General features: G+C 37.5%; 14 protein-coding genes and 1 other annotated feature. All 14 genes read left to right on the top strand.

All coding sequences use genetic code 11. The annotated features are described in order from the left end of the window. Window positions 1–44: 44 nt before the first annotated feature. The 14 genes from ACQKOG_RS06995 (at window position 45) to ACQKOG_RS06930 (ending at window position 21,917) form a co-directional block, all read left to right on the top strand. Window positions 45–1,703 carry a hypothetical protein gene (locus tag ACQKOG_RS06995; RefSeq protein ID WP_402873957.1) on the top strand — a complete coding sequence of 553 codons (1,659 nt, stop codon included), beginning with the start codon at window positions 45–47 and terminating at the stop codon, window positions 1,701–1,703. Between the two features lie 438 nt (window positions 1,704–2,141). Continuing rightward, the gene (locus ACQKOG_RS06990; protein WP_370075449.1) at window positions 2,142–3,596 is read left to right on the top strand and encodes an S-layer homology domain-containing protein; all 1,455 of its coding nucleotides are present in this window, start codon (window positions 2,142–2,144) and stop codon (window positions 3,594–3,596) included. 19 nt (window positions 3,597–3,615) lie between these two features. After that, entirely contained in the window at window positions 3,616–6,540 is a 2,925-nt protein-coding gene (locus ACQKOG_RS06985; protein WP_427445753.1) for a vWA domain-containing protein, read from the top strand. Between the two features lie 526 nt (window positions 6,541–7,066). After that, complete coding sequence (hemA, locus tag ACQKOG_RS06980; RefSeq protein WP_370075447.1) at window positions 7,067–8,431, top strand: glutamyl-tRNA reductase; 1,365 nt, start codon at window positions 7,067–7,069, stop codon at window positions 8,429–8,431. 192 nt (window positions 8,432–8,623) lie between these two features. Then, entirely contained in the window at window positions 8,624–9,451 is an 828-nt protein-coding gene (gene ccsA, locus ACQKOG_RS06975; RefSeq protein ID WP_370075446.1) for a cytochrome c biogenesis protein CcsA, read from the top strand. An 18-nt stretch (window positions 9,452–9,469) separates the two neighbouring features. Beyond that, a complete protein-coding gene (gene hemC / locus ACQKOG_RS06970) occupies window positions 9,470–10,402 on the top strand; it encodes a hydroxymethylbilane synthase (protein WP_427445750.1) in 933 nt (310 codons plus the stop codon). Then, a complete protein-coding gene (locus ACQKOG_RS06965; RefSeq protein WP_427445748.1) occupies window positions 10,392–11,153 on the top strand; it encodes a uroporphyrinogen-III synthase in 762 nt (253 codons plus the stop codon). The genes hemC and ACQKOG_RS06965 overlap by 11 nt, the downstream gene beginning before the upstream one ends. Beyond that, entirely contained in the window at window positions 11,150–12,130 is a 981-nt protein-coding gene (gene hemB / locus ACQKOG_RS06960; protein ID WP_402873231.1) for a porphobilinogen synthase, read from the top strand. The genes ACQKOG_RS06965 and hemB overlap by 4 nt, the downstream gene beginning before the upstream one ends. Further along, complete coding sequence (gene hemL / locus ACQKOG_RS06955) at window positions 12,131–13,423, top strand: glutamate-1-semialdehyde 2,1-aminomutase (protein WP_370075442.1); 1,293 nt, start codon at window positions 12,131–12,133, stop codon at window positions 13,421–13,423. A gap of 675 nt (window positions 13,424–14,098) precedes the next feature. Continuing rightward, the gene (locus ACQKOG_RS06950; RefSeq protein WP_370075441.1) at window positions 14,099–14,545 is read left to right on the top strand and encodes a CoxG family protein; all 447 of its coding nucleotides are present in this window, start codon (window positions 14,099–14,101) and stop codon (window positions 14,543–14,545) included. A gap of 294 nt (window positions 14,546–14,839) precedes the next feature. After that, on the top strand, window positions 14,840–15,787 hold the full coding sequence (locus tag ACQKOG_RS06945; RefSeq protein ID WP_427445745.1) for a valyl-tRNA synthetase: 948 nt from the start codon (window positions 14,840–14,842) through the stop codon (window positions 15,785–15,787). Window positions 15,788–16,056: 269 nt separating this feature from the next. Continuing rightward, window positions 16,057–16,334 (top strand) — a binding site (T-box leader). Between the two features lie 126 nt (window positions 16,335–16,460). Next, complete coding sequence (locus tag ACQKOG_RS06940; RefSeq protein ID WP_402873226.1) at window positions 16,461–19,106, top strand: valine--tRNA ligase; 2,646 nt, start codon at window positions 16,461–16,463, stop codon at window positions 19,104–19,106. 268 nt (window positions 19,107–19,374) lie between these two features. Then, window positions 19,375–20,667, top strand: a complete 1,293-nt coding sequence (locus ACQKOG_RS06935; protein ID WP_370075438.1) for a bifunctional folylpolyglutamate synthase/dihydrofolate synthase — start codon at window positions 19,375–19,377, stop codon at window positions 20,665–20,667. Next, entirely contained in the window at window positions 20,664–21,917 is a 1,254-nt protein-coding gene (locus ACQKOG_RS06930) for a bifunctional folylpolyglutamate synthase/dihydrofolate synthase (protein ID WP_370075437.1), read from the top strand. Before ACQKOG_RS06935 ends, ACQKOG_RS06930 begins: the two co-directional genes overlap by 4 nt. Window positions 21,918–22,183: the final 266 nt, after the last annotated feature.

The following is a 22,183-nucleotide window of genomic DNA, read 5'->3' as shown; positions in this document are numbered from 1 at the left end:
CGATATACTATTTATAATAACAATTTTTTAGGAGGCGGGATTTGTTGAAGAAGATTCCATACATACTAATGATTGTGTTACTAGCGGTTCTCGGATTTTCATCAAATAAAACAGCTCATGCTGCCCAAATGGTGACTGGGACCTTTGTTGATGTAACATTTTCAGAATATGCAAATTCTAACGGAGTAATAGAAAAAAAGCTTAGTAAAATTACTTTGCAAAATGAAAGCGGTCATCAAGCTACATACAATATCAATGATAGTGCCCGCCTATATATTAATAATACAGTGACAACAATCGAAGGCTTTAAGATGGGAATGAAAGTAGAAGCGGAAATTTCCCTTCGCAGTGTTGTTGAGCTGCGAGGTACTTCTAATTCTACAAATGAAACAGAATCTCCAACAGTTGCGCAAAATACAAAAATACTTGCTGGAGTAGTGACAAGTATTGATCCAAATGGACTATTCATTATGCTGAAGCCAGATATTGGGGAGGAAACAACTTACTATATAAATAAAGATACAGAATATCAAAAAAACTCCTCAGCTGTCGATATTAGCGCTTTATATGTGGGGGATCGTGTGAAGCTTAGCCTTAAAAATCGAAACACATCCATTGTCACAAAAATAGACATTAGTGAGACGGGTACATTAGTTGAAAACCTGTATAAAGGTGAGATACAGACAGTTAATGCCAATACAAATAAATTAACTGTCAAAAACCAACATGCTTTTATAAATTGGCAATTTGGCTCTGACACAACAACAGCTTTATCAACGATGAATTTTTCATCGAAGGTTCCGATATATGTTGGAAATACAAAAATTGATAAAGGTCAGTTGAAAAATTACATTGGCAGTCAAGCATATTATGCAACAGTTAAACAATTTGGCAAAGAAGTGATTGAAAAGATTGTTGTATTGAAAAACAATGAGCGAACTTACTATGAGCCAATGCTTTCTGTAGATACTAAATATCAATTATTAAAACTTAAATCTGCCGGTACATTATACTTCCACGATGGAACGATTTTAATTAGAAATGGTCGTTTAATTGAACCTACTGGCTTATTAGCTTATGGTACAGCTTTTGTTATTTCGGACGGTGCTGCACGTGATCATTATGCCCAAGTTGTGGAAGTAACAAGTGATAGCTTTATGTCACCAAACTTATCAGGTCATGAGTTATATTATGGACGTTTATCACAAGCAGATGGCTATTTAATCGAAATTGATGATGCGATGAAGATCGAGTCAAATGTCTTCAAGAAAACAGAGCGTACTGTACTATCTGTTAGTAATTCAACAAAGGCTATAGTAGATGATGGTAACAAAATTTATAGTGTTATTCCTGATATTGAGCTTCATCTATATGAAGGAGAATATGGATACTTCTATGTGAAGGATGGTCATGTACAAGCCCTTCATATTCTAAATAAAGCGAAGCCTGTTGCACCATTAATGTTAACTGGTAAACTACAGTCAGTTAAATCGAAATACCCAGCTGTAATTAATGTGAAGAGCGTTAGTCAATGGCAAAATGGTCGCTGGTATGAAGCTGGTGAAATGATTGATATGAATATTGATCAAGCTACAATTATTAAAGCTGGTAAAGTTATTCAAGCATCTGATTTAAAACCTTCTGATCGTTTAGTAGTATTATCAGATCGTTTTGTCAAAGCTCATTTAATATTAGTTGATTAATCAATTTAGAAGTCTGTGAGTCTTCTGCGAGTATTTTTACGACAAATATATTCGCTTGTGGTGGGAAACTTTGTCGCCCTGCGTAGAAGACGAGCAGATGTTAACTTCTTTCAGCGCTACGGAAGTTCACACCTCTATAGATGGTGAGATGAATGCGGTTTTACGTCACTTTTCAGCGGTGTCCAAACATCTGCTGAAATAGACGCACGTCTTTCGGCAACGACTGAGTGACCAATATCGTGTTGGCCTAAAGCCTCCGGCGGATGTCACCGAATTATGCCGAGGTATAATTGATCCTTGAATTTTTCAGGTGTGTTGATAAAAGCAGATAATAATGGTTAATCAATTCACCTGATTATTTTGTAAAGTTGAAGAAAATTATTGACAGCAGCTCCAGATGCGGATATGTATGGAATGAAAGTGAGGGACAAAAAAAGAATGCGAAAACATTTATCTAAAATAATGTTAGTGGTTCTTGCTGTATTTGTTATTGGAGTTACTATCCCAGAAAATGCATTAGCTGTTTCATTAGAAACAACAGGTGCTGTAAAAAATGAATATACATATGAGGAAGCTGTTTTCATTACAGGAACACCTATTATATTTAAAGGTACTAGTAAAGACATTAAAATTACACAAAAAGAATCTAAAGGAAAGTTAACCGAAACATATAATCTAAAGCTAACAGCAAGTAATGGTGCTACATTAACACGAAATATGACCTACGAATCTGATGTTGTAGATTATGCTACGATTGGTCAAAAAACATCGAATGGTGTAGTGAAAAAGTATACTGAGAAAATTGTTGTTGGGAAAATAACATATACATTGGTAGATTACCAATTTTCACAAGGAACTGTAACGGACAATCGTGCAGCCTCTGATTATTACTCAGGTAATGTGATTTCAAGAAAAACATATGCCTATCAAACAGGGACTGGAAAAAATGCAGTCCAAAATACAGTAACGATTGATACTGATAGTCGTCATGCTGGCTATGAAAACTTCTGGGGAGCAACAGAAACACAAATTACAGAAGCTGTTTATAAATATAGCGACGGTAAGACTAGCCATGTGAAAAATCGCTTATCGACAAGCAAATCACGTGTACTAAACTATGAAGAAAACCTAGGAAGTTTAGGGAGCTTTGATGGTGGATATGCGGTAGTAAGTGAAAAAGATGTTATTTCAGAATATACGTATGATTTATCCTCTGGGCAAAAAGGTACTCTTGATTTAGATAAAGAATATATGCCGACAATTGAACGTTTAATCATTCCTAAGTTCCGTGATTTATCAAATCATTATGCAAAAGGAGCTATTGAAAAATTATACTCTTTAGGTATTTATTCTGATGCGAGTAACTTCTTCTCACCAAATACCCCGATGAAGCGTATTGACTTTACAACGGCGATTGGTAAGGCAGTTGACTTACGTGTTATGGAAGAACCGAAAACGAAAAAATCGACATCAGCTACTAGTGTTTTTAAAGATGTTAAACGTACGGTGAAAGATTATGCCTATATTGAGTCTGCGTATAAAAAAGGAATTATTAAAGGTGTAACGCCAGAGTACTTCAAACCTGATAATCAAATTACTCGAGCTCAAGCCGCTACGATTTTTGTACGTGCATTAGGGCTAGAAAATAAGGCGCCAGATCCAGGCTATGTGACAAAGTTTAAGGATGATGCGCAAATTCCAAACTATTCAAAAGACGGAATATACATTGCGAATGAGTTAGGCTTAATGACTGGTGACCCTACAACAGGTCGATTTAATCCAGATCAGCCATTAACGCGAGCACAAGCATCCGTAGTGTTAGAACGTTTCTTGAATTATTTAGAAAGCGATTTAAAACAAAACTATCGAGATGATATATTGTTCTTTAATTAATGAAAGGGCTGAAAAATAAATGACATATGCTAAAAAGGCATTTCTATCTCTGCTTTGTTTCGTACTAATTTTGATGACAGCTACTCCAGCTGTGACTCAAGCCGCTACGACAATTAATGATGTCCCAACCAATAACGGCAAATACCAAGCTATTTCGTGGGCAGTCGATAATGATCTACTCTCATTGAATAGCGCTAACAACTTTTTACCTAATGAGCAAATAACTGAACGAGAGCTTGTTGTAATGTTTGCGAAGCTCGATAAGAACTATGCATTAACATATAACGAAAGTGTCGCTTATAACTTCTATAGTGATTTTTATTTACCATTTAACGGTACTTACACGACAGCAAATCGTTCGAAAGCTGTTACACGTGGACAATTTGCGCGTATATATGCTGCCTTTAAAGGTTTAGATTTAGATGAGCCTCAAGCGGTTCAATATTTATACACAAATGATATTTCAACAGGAAGCACTGGTAAAAAGACATTTGCCGATTTCAATCCTTCTACAAAGCTAACTCGTGGAGATGTTGCTGAATTTTTATATCGCAGTGTACAAAACGGTAACTTTGCTGTACTAGGATTAAAACGTGCAGCAGCAGGTCGTGATAACGATAAAATCACATTACCGTCAGGCTTCATGGGCTCAAACAACGCAGAATTTGAAGAGCCAAAGGATAATTCTAATGATTTTACTGGACCAGAGTATGTGAATAATGCTCTTCAAAGTATTGATGTTGAAAAACCAGATTTAATTGCAAATGATCAAGATTCAACGCTAATTACTGTATCTTTAAAAGCTTGTAATGGCGATCCAATACCTGATGATAAATCTTATACATTCCGTGTAACTTCGTCATATGGTGCAAAAATCGTTGACACATCTGGTGAAGCTGTTCGAAATGTACAATCAGATGGCTCTACTGTCTCTGTGATTGTAATAGCACCAAAATTAACAAAATCTGTACGCGATACAATTACATTTGAACTTATTAACAACACAGATCCTGGTATGAAATGTCTTGTAGGTGAGAAATTGAATGCACATGTACGTTACTCACCTCAGCCAGAAATGCGCATTGATTATCAAGTGTATGATCCAGCAAATACGGATGATGAAAATGGCAATGTAACACCTCCATATGTACCGTATGAAAAGTTACCTGAGTTCTTTACTGAAAACATTATTGATGTTTACGATCCAGTCCCTTTAGATAAAGATGCAGATAAAAAGCTATTTAGTATTGGGCAACAAACAAATGTAACGGATGCTCTTGGCAATGTGCAAAATATGTATTTAAGATACGGTGGCTCGGATCCAAAATATCCAGCATTAGGCTATGAGCATGCCATTTTACAGTTTGAAAACTATGATATTTCCGTTTTCTTATTTGAGGAACTATTAAATCGACGTTTGAAGGACTCTGTGACAACACCTGCTAAAACAGAAATTATGTATATGATTTCAGATGATGGGCGTCCAATTTATCGTATTCAAGGAATTGATGATGCGATTGCCTCACAGGTAGAGAACATAAACCCAGTCGGTTCTATTATTCAACTTATGAACCATATGCCTGATGAAAAGAAATTAACGCTAGAGCATTATGATAGTGTCATGAAAATTTATGCTATTCTCACGAACTTGAGTAATTATGATCGAACAGTATTATTAAAATACCAAGGTGGTAAATTACTCGGTCAAGTAGAAGCTTATAAAAAACGAGTGGAAGCATTAAAGGAAAGTGCGGATGCGGCATCAAGACCATCGGGGAAAGATCGTTATACTAAGGTAATGGTTACATTAGTAAGACCTGGTGGAGAAATTATTACTGACTACCAAGGAACAGTAAAAATTAAATTTGATGGTGTTGAGAAAACAGCTTCATTTGTGACAAATACTTCGGATTATTTAAATAATACAGGTAGCCCAGGTACAGCTGTAGCGTACTTTGACTCGATTATTTATGGAAAATCAAAAGCTGAAGCAACATTAGTTAATAAAATAGATCCTCGTTATGCAACAATATTGAAGGATTTAAAAGATAAAACAATTACAAAGGAAATTTTCACAAATCCTTACTTTAGTAAAAATTCTTGTTCTTTAGCAACAGAAGTCGCTTACGTAGTTGATTACTCTGCTTCCATGAAAGCTTCTGACCAAACAAATTATCGTGGTAAGAAGATGATGGAAGTAATCAATCAAATTAAGGCTAAAAATAATATTGTTATTGAAACAAATACAAAAGCTACTGTTCTTGGAGAGGGCAGTACAGACAATGTCTTGAAAAAAGATCTATATAAAGCATCGAAAGAGAAGGGTGCTACAGATATCTTTGCAGGTATAGATCTCGCTCTGTCTAAATTCTCCAATGACTCGAAAACTTCAAAAGCTATAATTGTCGTATCAGACGGTAAAACAAGTAAATCTAAAATGACAAAAGTGCTAAACGAAGCGAAAAATAAAGGGGTTAAGGTTTACACTGTAAGTATGGGTAAAAAATCACAAGTCAATGATGCAATTTTAATGCAACTGGCTACTGAAACTGGCGGTACTTATTACCACGCAAATGATAACTTACAATTACATCAAGTTTTCCAAAAAATTATTGATTCAATTTTATGTAAAACTTCGTCGTCAAGTTGTGTGACTCCTGAAAATCTATTTGAAGAAGCGACAGTTACTCTACGCAAGGGCAATATTACAATGAATGCAAGAATTGATGGTAATTGTTCAAATGTTGCAAAGGTAAATGTACGATTCCCTTCTTTAAGTGGAGATGTGCAATTTGAATTGAATAAGCGTAGTGATAGTGTCTACATGCTAACAAAAACAGTTCAAACAATGCAGGACTTCAAAGTTAATAATGAGATTGAATTTGTAGCATATGATAAAGACGGTAAAATTATAGCTACAAAAACCGTGACAATCACAGATTAATAGATAAAAGTTATTTTAAGCTGAACTAATTCTAACAATTAGTTCAGCTTTTTTTGTGATTTAAGAAACTATAGCATTCACTAAAACGTGGGGTTGATTTCCGTTCCGGCTGGGCGCTTTGTTGTTGCTGTCGCTACGCTTTCGCACAGATAAAACAATTGTTGCTGTCGCTACGCTTTCGCACAGATAAAACAATTGTTGCTGCCGCTTCGCTTTCGCACAGAGCGAAGCGGAGGAAGCGGCTCGACGCTCGCTCGCAGGAAACGAGTAGCCTGTAGCGGAAATCATTGTCTTCTAATTAATAGAAGTAGATGAAGATGGTTAAACAATATATCCTGATTCTTTATAAAATTTCTGGACAAACAATAAATTTGAAACCGAACGTATAATTTGCTAAACTTAGATTATAATAATTCTAATGTAGATGAATTTCAGTTCTTCATGACATGTTCACAAATTATTGATGAACTATTGTCGAACTGTGCTATAATGAGATTTGTTAATTAGAACGTGAGAGGTGTTATTCATGCATACCATCGTAGTAGGCTTGAATTATAAAACGGCGCCAGTTGAGATTCGTGAAAAGTTATCATTCATAGAGAGTGAACTACCACAGGCAATGGAAGCGCTGCAGAAGCAAAAAAGTATATTAGAAAATGTTATTGTTTCGACATGTAACCGCACAGAAATATATGCAGTAGTTGATCAAGTGCATACTGGACGTCATTTTGTGAAACAATTTTTAGCAAATTGGTTCGACCTACCTGTGGAGACATTTTCTTCGTATTTAACAATTCGTGAAGAAGATGCGGCAATCGAACATTTATTTAAAGTGACGGCTGGAATTGATTCGATGGTACTTGGCGAAACTCAAATTTTAGGACAAGTACGAAAAAGCTTCTTAAATGGACAAGAGATTGGAACAACAGGTACGGTATACAATCAACTATTTAAACAAGCGGTGACATTTGCGAAGCGTGCACATAATGAAACGGCTATCGGTGAAAACGCGGTATCTGTCTCTTATGCAGCAGTTGAATTAGCGAAAAAAATATTCGGATCTTTACAACGTAAACATGTAGCAATTTTAGGTGCAGGAAAAATGGGGGAACTTGCTATTGAGAACCTTTACGGTAGCGGTGTAGGAAAAGTAACCGTAATTAACCGTACGTTCGAAAAAGCAGAAAGTCTGGCAGCTAAATTTGACGGTGAAGCAAAATCTATGAAGGAACTACAATGTTCGTTATTAGAAGCGGATATTTTAATTACGTCTACAGGTGCAACAGATTATGTTATTGACTATGAATTGATGCAATTTGTTGAACGTTTGCGTAAAGGTAAACCATTATTTATGGTAGATATTGCAGTGCCGCGTGATATTGATCCACGTGTTGGAGATTTACCAAATGTTTTCTTATATGATATAGATGATTTACAAGGCATCGTCGAAGCAAACTTAGCTGAACGTGAACGTGCTGCGGCTGATATTTCTGTTATGATTGGCAAAGAGGTTGTGCAATTTAAAGATTGGGTTGCGACTCTTGGCGTTGTCCCTGTCATCTCGGCTTTACGTAAAAAAGCGAATCATATTCAAGAAGAGACAATGATTAGTATCGAAAATAAAATGCCGGATTTAACGGATCGAGAACGTAAAATTTTAAGTAAGCATACAAAGTCTATTATTAATCAATTGTTAAAAGAACCAATTTTGCAAGCTAAGGAAATGGCAAATTCACCAAAAGCAAATGAACAGTTACGTTTATTCCAACAAATTTTCGGTATTGAGGATGCTGTGGAAGCTGAAGTTACTGCGATGACAGAACAAGAGCTTGAACGCAAAGAGCGCTTACAGTCGTCACAATCTTCCACTGAACCAAAGTATTCTTTCTAAAGATGTCTATGTGTTCGCGGTGCAACTTTAGAAAAGTTGTCCTACGAGCTTTATCCCGCGAACGAGATTTTCTACTGATTTTTAAATGAGGCGTTTTCGTATCTGTATGGTAAACTAAGGATACGAAAACGTTTTTTTTTCTAGGCTAAAGTACACTACTTTAGCACTTTCAAAATAAAGAAGGGATGTCTATTGGCTGATTTGACAATGACAAGGCTCTATGAAGTAATGATCGTCTTGTATGGGATCAGTCTAGTATTTTACTTTACTGATTACTTTTATAAGCAAATACGAGCAAGGCGAATTGCTTTTTGGCTTGTTTCATTCGTATGGGTAATTCAAAGTGCCATTATTATTTTAACTTTTGTGGAAACGAAGCGTTTTCCGATTTTATCTTTGTCAGAAGGGATTCTCTTTTATTCCTGGCTGCTCGTGACATTATCAATTATTTTGCACTGTATTGCACGGGTTGATCTACCGGTGTTTGTTATTAATATACTAGGATTTTTATTCGCTAGTATCTTTACTTTTATGCCAAAACGGTCAACAGGAGTAGTTAGCGATACTTTAATTTCGGAATTGCTGTTTATTCATATATCATTTGCAATATTATCGTATGCAGTGTTTTCGTTAACATTTGTTTTTGCGATATTGTATTTAGTATTATATCGTTTGCTAAAAAAGAAAAAATGGTCACATTTATGGACAAGGTTACCATCACTACAGCAGACGAGTAACTGGATGAATGTTTCATTTTTCATTGCTATTCCAGTGCTATTTGTAAGTTTAGTTTTAGGGTTTGAATGGGCACTACTAACGCTAGAGAGTTTTTCGATTTTTGATGCGAAGATTATTGGGTCCTTTATTATTTTAATTTTGTATTGCTTTATATTGTATGTGAATCGTAAAGGTAAACTGACAGGGACAACTTATGCGTGGGTACATATATACGCTTACCTATTAGTTGTAGTTAACTTCTTTTTAGGAAGTAGTTTATCACGATTCCATTTATGGTATTAGAAGAGAGGTTGGAGACTGTTGAGAAAAATTATTGTAGGTTCTAGGAGAAGTAAGCTAGCTTTAACACAAACAAATTGGTTTATCAATGAGTTAAAAGCAGCTGGTGTACCATTTGAATTTGAAGTGAAAGAAATTGTCACGAAAGGTGATCAAATTTTAGATGTACAGCTATCTAAAGTAGGTGGTAAAGGGCTTTTCGTAAAAGAAATAGAACAAGCACTTTACGACAAAGAAATTGACTTTGCTGTTCATTCTATGAAGGATATGCCTGCAGTACTGCCTGAAGGATTAGTAATTGGCTGTATTCCACCACGTGAAGATGCGCGTGATGCATTTATTTCAAAAGGACATGTGAAATTTGCCAATCTTCCAGCAGGAGCTGTAGTTGGGACAAGTTCTCTTCGTCGCAGTGCTCAACTTTTAACAGTCCGTCCAGATATAGAAATTAAATGGATTCGTGGAAATGTAGATACACGTTTAGCTAAACTTGAAACGGATGAATATGATGCAATTATTTTAGCAGCAGCTGGACTAAAACGCCTTGGCTGGAGCGATGATGTAGTGACTGAGTTTTTATCTGTAGAGGATTGTCTACCAGCAGTAGCACAGGGTTCTTTAGGCATTGAATGCCGTGGAGACGATACGGAGCTATTAACGGAATTAGGCAAGTTAACAGATAGCCTAACATGGAAAGAAGCACATGCAGAGCGTGCTTTCCTAGCGGCTATGGATGGTGGCTGTCAAGTACCTATCGCAGGATACGCAAAGTCTAATGGGGGAGAAATTACATTAACTGGCCTTGTTGCTGCACCAGATGCTTCAGTTGTTTATAAGGAAACTGTTGTGGGCACTGATGCGGAAGCAGTTGGGAAAGAGCTCGCTGAGATTTTAACGAAGCAAGGTGCTTTTGAATTAATTCAACGAGTAAAGGCAGAGCAAGATGCAAAATAATTTACCTTTAGAAGGTAAAACTATTATTTTGACAGGTACATCTAAAACGACAACAATAATAGATGATATTACAGCTTTAGGTGGCCAAGCAGTAATTGCCCCATTGATTGAAACTTGTGAGCTGATCGATAGTAACGACGATGTGCAGTTAGAGTTTGCACGTCAATTTGAATGGCTCATTTTTACGAGTCAAAATGCGGTAGAAGCTTTTGCTAACAAGATGCAACGCTTTAATGTAAGTGCTGCGCATTTTCAAGGGAAAATTGCTTCTATTGGTACTAAAACTACTGCAGCTTTAGAAAAGCTAGGATTCCATGTGAGTTTTATGCCTTCTATATTTAGTGCAGATATATTTGTTCAAGAATTTCCTAATGTAGCAGGTAGCAATCCTACGTGTCTATTTATTCGTGGAGAAAAAGCGAAAAAGACATTAAAGGAAGGGCTACCCTTTAAATTGAAGGAATGGACAGTTTATGAAACGATTGAGCGACATGATCAAAAACAATTAATGATTGAATGTATCTGTGCGAATAGTGATGTCACAGTGATTTTTGCTAGCCCTTCCGCTGTTGATGTCTACGCAAAGGATGTAGCTTCGGTAGTTGGTTGGGGGGCAGTGCGTGTAGCAGTAATCGGTCATATTACAGAAGCAGCTATTTTAAATCACGGTGCTATTGTAGATGTTATGCCGAGCGTATATACAATGCAAGCAGTTATCGAGGAAATAACGAAAGTAGGAGAAAGAAAATGACAAAATTACAATTTCAGAGACATCGTCGTTTGCGTGCAAATGCTGCTATACGATCAATGGTAAAAGAAACATACTTACACAAAGAGGACTTAATTTATCCAATTTTCGTTATGGAAGGCGAAAATATTAAAAACGAAGTATCTTCTATGCCGGGAGTTTTTCAATTTTCATTAGATAAACTTGAAGCTGAGATTGATGAAGTTGTTGCTTTAGGTATTCCTGCGGTTATTTTATTTGGCTTACCTGCAGAAAAAGATGCAGTCGGAACTGGTGCATTCCATGATCATGGTATTGTGCAAGAAGCAACACGACTTATTAAAGCTCGCTACCCAGAGCTTTTAGTTATTGCAGATACATGCTTATGTGAATTTACAGATCATGGTCATTGTGGCTTAATTGAAGGCGATCAAATTTTAAATGATCCTTCATTAGATGTTTTAGCACGTACAGCAGTATCACAAGCAAAAGCCGGTGCGGATATCATCGCTCCTTCCAATATGATGGATGGTTTTGTGGCAGCGATTCGTGCAGGACTAGATGAAGCAGGCTTTGAAAATGTTCCGATTATGTCATATGCCGTAAAATATGCATCTAGCTACTATGGTCCATTCCGAGAAGCGGCTGATGGTGCGCCTCAATTTGGTGATCGTAAATCATACCAAATGGATCCATCGAATCGTATGGAGGCATTCCGTGAAGCAGAGTCGGATATTGCAGAAGGTGCAGATTTCTTAATCGTTAAGCCAGCTCTAAGTTATTTAGATATTATTCGTGATGTAAAAAATAACTTTACATTACCGATTGTTGCATACAACGTTTCTGGTGAATATGCAATGATTAAAGCAGCGGCTATTAATGGCTGGATTGAAGAGAAAAAAGTAGTGCTTGAAACGTTACTTAGCATGAAACGTGCAGGCTCAGATTTAATCATTACGTATCATGCTAAAGATGTTGCACGTTGGTTGGAGGAGAAATAAATGACGCGTTCTTACGAAAAATCAAAACAAGCTTATGCTGAAGCAATTAACTTAATGCCAGGTGGCGTTAGTAGCCCAGTACGTGCATTCAAATCCGTAAATATGGATCCAATATTCATGGAATCTGGTCAAGGTGCTATTATTAAAGACATTGATGGCAATGAATATATTGATTATGTATTATCATGGGGACCTCTTATTTTAGGTCATACACATCCTGAAGTTGTACAAGCAATTGCAGAAACAGCAGCGAAAGGCTCTTCGTTTGGAGCACCGAGCTATACAGAAAATCGATTAGCTAAATTAGTATTAGATCGTCTTCCTGGTATGGAAATGATTCGCTTCGTGTCTTCTGGGACAGAGGCTACGATGTCTGCTTTACGCGTAGCTCGTGGTGTTACAGGACGCGATAAAATTTTGAAATTTGAGGGTTCTTATCATGGTCATGGAGATTCCTTACTTATTAAAGCAGGCTCAGGGGTAGCTACATTAGGCTTACCTGACAGTCCTGGTGTCCCAGCGGATATTGCACGTAATACGTTAACAGTAGCGTACAATGACTTAGAAGGGGCAAAACTAATTTTCGAAAAGTTTGGTTCAGAGCTTGCGGCAGTAATTGTTGAGCCAGTCGCAGGGAATATGGGCGTTGTCCCTCCACAACCAGGCTTCCTACAAGGCTTACGTGAATTAACAAAGGAACATGGAACATTGTTAATTTTTGATGAAGTTATGACAGGCTTCCGTGTTGACTATGGCTGTGCACAAGGTTATTTTGATGTAACACCAGATATGACAACGTTAGGAAAAGTAATTGGTGGTGGACTTCCTGTCGGTGCATTTGCAGGGAAAAAAGAAATTATGGAGCAAGTAGCACCAGCTGGTCCAATCTATCAAGCTGGAACATTGTCAGGGAATCCATTAGCAATGACAGCAGGCTATGAAACATTATCTCGCCTTGATAATAGTTCTTATGAATACTTCAAAAAGCTAGGAGATCAATTAGAGGCTGGTTTCCGTGAAGCAGCAACGAAATACAATATTCCACATACTGTGAATCGTGCTGGCTCAATGATAGGTTTCTTCTTTACGAACGAAGATGTTATTGATTTTGATTCAGCAAAAACGTCTGATTTACAATTATTTGCTGAATACTTCCGTCTAATGGCAGAAGAAGGTATTTTCTTACCGCCATCTCAATTTGAAGGTTTATTTATTTCTACTGCACATACGGAAGAGCATATCGCAAAAACGGTTGATGCTTTCCATAAAGTATTTGCACAATTAGCAAGATAATAGGTAGTTACAAAATAGCATGCTAGGAGTATTTTCTGGCATGCTATTTTTTGTTGTTTAGTAATGTAATTTACTTTTGTCTGCAATGGTTATATTTTTACGGTTCATCACAAAAAGTTGTGGATGAATTTTGGTAAAATGTCTACTATGTAAATAAGTTGATCTTCGTTCCGGCTGGGCGACTCCTTGGGGATTAGCGATTAAGAGGAACGAAGGCTAAAACCATCACGTCCTGTGATAACGCCTTCGTGACCAACATCGGTGCTGTTGCCGTCACTTCGTTGCACTACGTTTTCGCACAGAATGAAACCCTTTTGCTGACGCTGCGTTAGCAAAAGGGTTTCGCGCAAAAAACATCTGTTGGCCCGAGACCCTGCAGCGAAGCGAAGCGGCTCATCGGACGCCCCCAGGAAGCTTTGCTCTGTGCGAAAGCGAAGCGTCAGCAACAATTGTTTTATCTGTGCGAAAGCGAAGCGTCAGCAACAAAGCGCCAAGTCGGAACGGAAATCAACCACACGTTTTGGTGATGATCCATTTTTACCCGTTAAATGATAATGAATGTATGATCGTTACCGCTTGAAAAAAATTTATTAAAATTATAACTTTCAGCATAGCCAAATTGTAGGCGAAATCGTATATAATAGAGCTATTCGTAAAAGAAAGTAGTGAATTGATATGGCAACTGGCACACATATGGTCGAAGTACCCGTAGGAATTGAAAATGTATGGGATTTCGTCAGTGATATGGAAAAATGGGCAAAGCTTGTCCCAGGTTATAATGCACATGAAATGATTGATGAAAAACATTCAAATTGGACGTTTAAAGGCAATGTTGGTGTTCTGAAAAAAACAGTAAAAGTAGAGATTACTATTTTAGAATGGGCAGCGCCTACAAAAGTAACATTCGAGTTAAAAGGACTTTCTGATAACTTTTCAGGAAACGGTTATTTCTTAGCAGAAAGTATTGATGCAGAAAATACAAAAATGACAGGCTTCTTAGAAGTAACAGCAGGAGGATTAGCTGGTCCTGTTTTAAATCCAATCTTTAAGCCGATTGTACCAAAAGCAACACAAATGTTAACAGATCGTGTAGCGAATAGAATTAAATTGGTGAATGTATAATTCGCTGTTGAACCAACAGTAAAGAGGCATGCTAGAAGTTTTCTAGTATGCCTTTTTTAGGCTTATCAACGGTGATTTAACTGTTCCGCTCTAGTTCTTTCCTGGGGCTTTCTATGTGTCACTTTCCAAGGTGCAGTTCGAAATTCGAACGCAATGTTTATCCTCCGCGAAAGCAAAGTGACAGCTACATTATTAAGCCAAGACGAAATTGATTAATCATCCTATAGCATACTATCCTTCGGAGCTTCATATGATGCAAGGGGAGGGATTATTATCGAACAGAAAACTTGGAATATGAGTGAAACTTTTTGTTTTCCTGGCTATGGCAGTCCAACAGAAATAGCAGATGTACAAATTATGCCACGGTGGCAGACGATGCAGTTAGAAGATTCTCTACGATTAATGGGTATCTATCATATCACAGCACATGTTCGTTTTGATTTTCAAGACATGCAAGCTTTCTTAGATGATGAAGAATTAGTACAAATTGATGCTCTCGATATTCAAGGGGATACTGGTTATTTTGAATATGCAGTTCCTTTAAATGTGGATTTACCAAAGGAAGCAGCTATTGAAGATTTAATGGTAAAGGATGTTCGACCTAAATTGACGAATCAGTTGTGTCAGCTCGAATGGACGGTTACAAGTATTTTTAATGAGCCTGAGCCAGCATTCGAAAAAGCGCATGCTTTAGAAAAACAGCCTGTCACTGTCAATGCCTCAGCTCAAATAGAGAAGGGATTTCTTATAAAAGAAACGGCAGCAGTAGTAGCTTCGATTCAAGAAGAAAAACCTGCGGCTGTAGTGGCTTCGGCACAAGAAGAAAAAACTATAGCTGTAGTGGCTCCGGCACAAGAAGAAAAAACTATAGCTGAAGCGGCTTCGGCACAAGAAGAAAAAACTATAGCTGTAATGGCTTCGGCACAAGAAGAAAAACCTGCAGCTGAAGCGGCTTCGGCACAAGAAGAAAATTCTACAGTTGTAACAACATCAGAACAAGAGGAAAAATCAAAGTTTGTAACATTTGCAGTAAAAAAGGAAAAGTCTGAAGCAATAGTAGCTTCAGACAAAAAAGAAAAGGCTGCACCAGCTGTGCAAAAAACAATGTTGAGGGAATCCTCAAGTCATATTGTAGTCCGTGAATCCAGCTCCTGGCATGAAGTTCCATCGATGATTTGGGATTTAACGGAAGATTATACGCCGCTAAAGGTTCGTGTTTCAAATGACTTCATTCAAAAGTAAATAGCATAGAAGAAGCAGGAGCAATAGGATGACAAAATCTCCAGATGTTGGAATGATGATGACACGTATAAACTGAAAAACACAAATTGGCACAATTATCGTTTTGCAGTAAAAACGAAATTGTCGTAGCCATGGTGGTAAATGCCAAGGATTATACTTACGTCGACGCATTTGAATTTTCACTTCCTTTTCTAGTAGTGCTTCCTAAAAAATGACTAAATCACTTGAAAAATTCTACGATTCTGCGGTACAATGTGAAAAAGTCGAATATAGATGCTATGACAGGGAAGAGTAAATTATTAGTACATTTTAAGAGAGGAAACGGTAGCTGAAAAGTTTCTATATGTACCTAATTGAATGTAGCCCTCGAGCAGCTTTAGTGAACTAACAGTAGTTAAAGCCGGTTAAACACCGTTACCGAATTAAGAGCCAGTAGTAAAAGGCTTAAGTAGTAGTACATTTTTTTCTAATGAAATGTGTGACAGCTTAACACGCCTCTGCTGGAATTAAAGGTGGTACCGCGAACTTAAACTCCTTCGTCCTTTTAGACGTTAGGAGTTTTTTTTATTTTCATTAATCTTCTGGTACATATGCCTCTACCTGAGACATAAAAACAGAATGATTGGTACAATCTCACACATGTAAAATTATTAAGTCAACAGGAGGAGTCAAAATGACAGAAAACATTTCAATGCCTACAAAATATGATCCGCAGTCCATTGAAGCGGGTCGTTATGAATGGTGGTTACAAGGGAAATTTTTTGAGGCACAGCCTACAAGTGAAAAGGAGCCCTATTCTATCGTTATTCCACCACCGAATGTAACCGGTAGACTACATCTTGGCCATGCTTGGGATACAACATTACAAGATATTTTAATTCGTATGAAGCGCATGCAAGGTTATGATGCACTTTGGTTACCGGGAATGGACCATGCAGGTATTGCGACACAAGCAAAAGTAGAAGCCAAACTACGAGAAGATAATATTACACGTTATGATTTAGGACGTGAAAAATTCCTCGAAAAAACATGGGAATGGAAAGAAGAGTATGCTGGGCATATTCGCGATCAATGGGCGAAGCTTGGTCTTGGGTTAGATTATTCTCGTGAGCGTTTCACACTTGATCAAGGTCTTTCCGATGCAGTTAAAACTGTTTTCGTTCAATTATATGAAAAAGGCTTAATTTATCGTGGCGAACGCATTATTAACTGGGACCCTGCTGCAAAAACAGCATTATCAGATATTGAAGTTATTTATCAAGATGTTCAAGGTGCATTCTATCATATGAAATACCCATTAGCTGATGGCTCAGGATATGTGGAAGTTGCGACTACACGTCCTGAAACAATGCTAGGTGACTCTGGGGTAGCTGTTCACCCGAAAGATGAGCGCTATCAACACTTAATCGGTAAAACAGTTATTTTACCAATCGTAGGTCGTGAAATTCCTATCGTAGCAGATGACTACGTAGATATGGAATTTGGTACTGGGGTTGTAAAAATGACACCAGCACATGATCCTAATGACTTTGAGGTTGGTAACCGCCACAACCTAGAACGCATTCTTGTTATGAATGAAGATGGTACAATGAACGAGCTTGCTGGCAAGTATAACGGTATGGATCGCTTTGAATGCCGTAAGCAAATCGTAGCTGATTTACAAGATTCGGGTGTGCTTATCCGTATTGAAGAGCATACACATTCAGTAGGTCACTCTGAACGTTCTGGTGCTGTTGTAGAGCCATATCTTTCAGCACAATGGTTCGTAAAAATGCAACCACTCGCTGATGCTTCACTTGCCCTTCAAAAAGATGAAGAAGGAAAAGTGAACTTCGTACCATCTCGTTTCGAAAACACATATTCTCGTTGGATGGATAACATTCGTGACTGGTGTATCTCTCGTCAGTTATGGTGGGGTCACCAAATCCCAGCTTGGTATCACAATGAAACAGGTGAAATTTACGTAGGAAAAGAAGCACCAGCAGATGCAGAAAATTGGACACAAGATGAAGACGTTTTAGATACATGGTTCTCGTCAGCACTATGGCCATTTTCTACAATGGGTTGGCCAGATGAGACAAATGAAGAATATAAACGTTACTATCCAACAAGCACACTTGTAACGGGTTATGATATTATTTTCTTCTGGGTTTCTCGAATGATTTTCCAAGGTCTTGAATTTACAGGTCAACGTCCATTCAAAGATGTATTAATTCACGGTTTAGTACGTGATGGTGAAGGACGTAAGATGAGTAAATCACTTGGCAATGGTGTAGACCCTATGGACGTTATTGATCAATACGGTGCCGATTCATTACGTTACTTCTTAGCTACTGGATCTTCACCTGGTCAGGATTTACGCTATACAACTGAAAAAGTAGAAGCAATTTGGAACTTCTCTAACAAAATTTGGAATGCCTCTCGTTTTGCTTTAATGAACATGGAAGGTATGACATTTGATGAAATCGACTTAACTGGTGAAAAATCAGTTGCCGATAAATGGATTCTAACTCGCTTAAATGAAACAATTGAACGTGTAACATCTCTTGCAGAACGCTACGAATTTGGCGAAGTTGGCCGCGAGCTATATAACTTTATTTGGGATGATTTCTGTTCTTGGTATATTGAAATGGCGAAATTACCGTTATACGGTGATGACGAAGCAGCTAAGAAAACAACTCGTTCTATTTTAGCTTACGTTTTAGATCAAACTATGCGTCTATTACATCCATTCATGCCGTTCATTACAGAAGAAATCTGGCAGCACTTACCTCATGAAGGTGAATCAATTACAGTGGCAGCATGGCCAACTGTACGTACGGATCTTCATTTTGCTGAGGAAGCGGATAATATGAAGCTCCTAATGGATATTATACGTTCAGTACGTAATATTCGTGCGGAAGTAAATACACCTATGAGCAAAAAAGTGCCGCTATACATTTCAGCGAAGGATGCTGCAACGGCTACAGTACTTGAAGCCAATAAAGCATATTTAGAAAAATTCTGTAATCCAGAAACGCTAACAATTGGAGAAAGTTTAGAAGCTCCTGGTCAGTCAATGACAGCAGTAGTTACTGGAGCTGAGCTATTCCTACCGCTTGTTGGACTTATTAATCTAGAAGAAGAAATTGCTCGTCTTGAAAAAGAATTAGAGAAATGGGCAAAAGAAGTCAAACTAGTAACTGGTAAGTTATCGAATGAGAAATTCGTGTCCAAAGCGCCAGAAGCATTAGTTAATGCAGAACGTGAAAAATTAGCCGATTACGAAAGTAAACATGCGGTTGTATTAAAACGTTTAGAAGAACTGAAAAATATGTAAGATTGAGACAGCGGATGGCGAAAGTCATCCGCTGTTTTTTAATGCAACAAAACATATGTGCTGTTTTAGGTGAAAATATTTAGTTGGGAACATTATGGTGCACAACAACTGCAATAGTATGAAATCAACTTAAAAATACACGGATTCTCGCTTTTAAAAGTGTTTTTTTAGCTTTCATTCAAAGTACAAGAGTTTTTTTCGAAATGTATGTGTATTGGGCGCTACTTATACTAAAATAGAGATATTGTAGTAAGAGGGAGTGTTTCTTTTGTTTAAAACGATGAAAGAATGTACAGATTTTATTTTTACGTTAAAGGCAATTGATCATAAGCGTGCACCGCTCGTATTAATGCGAGAGGTATTGGTACTTCTTAATAACCCGCAGGATAGGCTGCGCGCTATCCATTTAGCAGGCTCAAATGGAAAAGGGTCAACAGTGAATGCGCTAAGAGAAATGTTACAGCATGCTGGCTATAAAGTAGGCGCCTTTACTTCACCCCATTTAGAGCGTGTTAATGAACGTATGACTATTAATGGAAATCAAATTTCTGATGAACAATTTTTACACTATATGAATAAAATTGCTGAGATTATTGAGACACATTATGAAGGTGACTTTCCGAGCTTTTTTGAAGTTGTAACACTTATTATGTTCCAACATTTTGCGGATGAAGAAGTGGATATTGCGCTGATTGAAACGGGACTTGGTGGACGTTTAGACGCTACGAATGTCATTACGCCCCTAATTTCAATTATTACAACGATTTCACTAGAACATACTGCGTTTTTAGGAGATACATTAGCAAAGGTAGCGTTTGAGAAGGCTGGCATTATTAAAGAAAATATACCTGTTGTAGTGGGTGTTAAAAGTGAGGAGGCACTTACTGTTATCGAAGAGGTAGCAAATGAGCGTCATGCCCCATGTCTTGTTTTAGGGAAGGACTTTACGGTTGAAAACATTGAACAAGGTACTAATATACAGCACTTTAATTACCGAAAAGCAAATGTGGAGATGGTGGCTGTTCCATTAAAAATGGCTGGTCCGCATCAAATAAATAATGCAAGCCTTGCGATTACAGCAATCCTAACGTTAAGAGAGAATGAAGCCATTGACATTTCAGATGAATCAATTCGTCAAGCTTTGGCTAAAGCTCAGTGGGCAGGCCGTTTTGAGCAATTACCTGACAATATTATATTAGACGGAGCACATAATTCTGAAGGAACTGCCGCACTAATTCAAACACTAAAAACGGTTTATCCACGCCAAAACTATCGATTTATATATGCAGCATTATCGGATAAAGATCATGCGAAAAGTATTGCTTTAATGGATAGTATTGCTACATCAATTGCGTTTACACAAATTGAGCTACCGAATGCTATGCCTGCTGATCAATTAGCTGCATTATCTACAAACACGAACAAAATGTATAATGCGAATTGCCGTGAAATGGTTCAAACGATGCTGCATCAAAGAAATGATGAAGATGTTATCGTCATTACAGGCTCATTGTATTTTATAGCTGAAATACGACAATGGCTACAGGGGGAACAACGATGATCCCAAAATTGAATAGTTACAAGGAAAAGTGGAATGTTCAGAGTGATGATGTTATTAAACCTGGTCTAACTGCGATTGAAGAGGCATTGGCACGAGTAGGTAATCCAGAAAACAAATTGCAAGTCGTGCATTTAGCAGGGACTAACGGTAAAGGCTCGACACTTACATTTCTAGAATCTATCGCCAAAGAACATGGTTTACGTGTTGGTAAATTTATGTCTCCTTGTATTGTGGACGTACATGACCAAATTCAAGTAGAGGGTCAAGCTATTACAGAAGCGGAAATGAATCATGTATTTCAACAAATGCAGGCAGCTGGACTAAGTGGGAGACTAACAGATTTCGAACTTTTAACGGTTGCAACATTTTTACACTTTGTTGCTAGTGATGTAGATATCGCCCTTATTGAAGCAGGTATGGGGGGGTTACTTGATAGTACGAATGTGGTTACACCAATTGTGTCAATCATACCGAGTATCGCATTAGAGCATACGAATTTTTTAGGAAATACGATTGAAAGTATTGCCCATCATAAAGCAGGAATTATTAAGCCGTATCGTCCAGTTATTATCGGGGATCTACCGTTAGAAGCGAAGAATATAGTCTATCAGGAAGCTCAAAAAAAACATTCATCCGTTCTTGAACTAAATCATCAATTTTATGTAGAACGAGAGAATGATGGAGAGAGCTATATGCTTAACGACAATGACTTCCATATAACAAAGCTTACACGCACAATGAAGGGAGCTCATCAGGCAAATAATATGGCTCTAGCTATTACAGCTTTTTTTGAAGTGGCGAACTCATTACAGTTACAAGTTAGTAAAGAAGCTGTTCAAAAAGCTGTGAAAAACGCAACCATTTTAGGACGTTTTGAAGAAATTATGCCTTATATTTTTTTAGACGGTGCGCATAATCCAGCGAGTGCTGAGAAATTAATAGAAACGATTAAGCAAGAGTTCCCAGGTGAGCAGATTACTTTTGTAATGGGTATTCTTGCTGATAAGGCTGTAAAAGAGATTTTGCAGCAATTCGAGCAGGTAAGTGATAGTTTTTACTTTGTTGATTTCAATAATCCCCGTGCGATGGCTGCTCACAACATGCTTGAGCTGTCGAACGCCTCTCGTAAAACAGTTTTAGAAGATTATGTGCAATTTTTAAAACTACAGTCAGAAAACAAATCGAGAACGATTGTATCGGGTTCGCTGTATTTATTAACGGAAGTACGTAGTAGATTAAAAAATAGTTAGCATTTAGTTGAACGAACAAAATCAGGTACTCATAAAAATGAGTCCTGATTTTTTTTATTTAGTGTGAAAAATAATTTATATGATGGACTATTTGAGTAAAATTGTTCTTTGATCTTTTTTCAGGCGTGTTGATTAGGGAAATATAGGTTTTTATTGGCTGTTAAAGGATTTTTTTGTTGATATTTTGCTAATGTATGCCCATTTTAACTGATTGTAGCGTAGGGCTACTCGACTCCCGCGGGAAAGCGAGACAGACGAGACCCTAC

This window comes from Lysinibacillus sp. NPDC093216 (assembly GCF_050280325.1).
GTDB lineage: Bacteria > Bacillota > Bacilli > Bacillales_A > Planococcaceae > Lysinibacillus.
The sequence above is the reverse complement of the archived record's forward strand: the minus strand, read 5'-3'. Positions and strand labels throughout refer to the sequence as shown.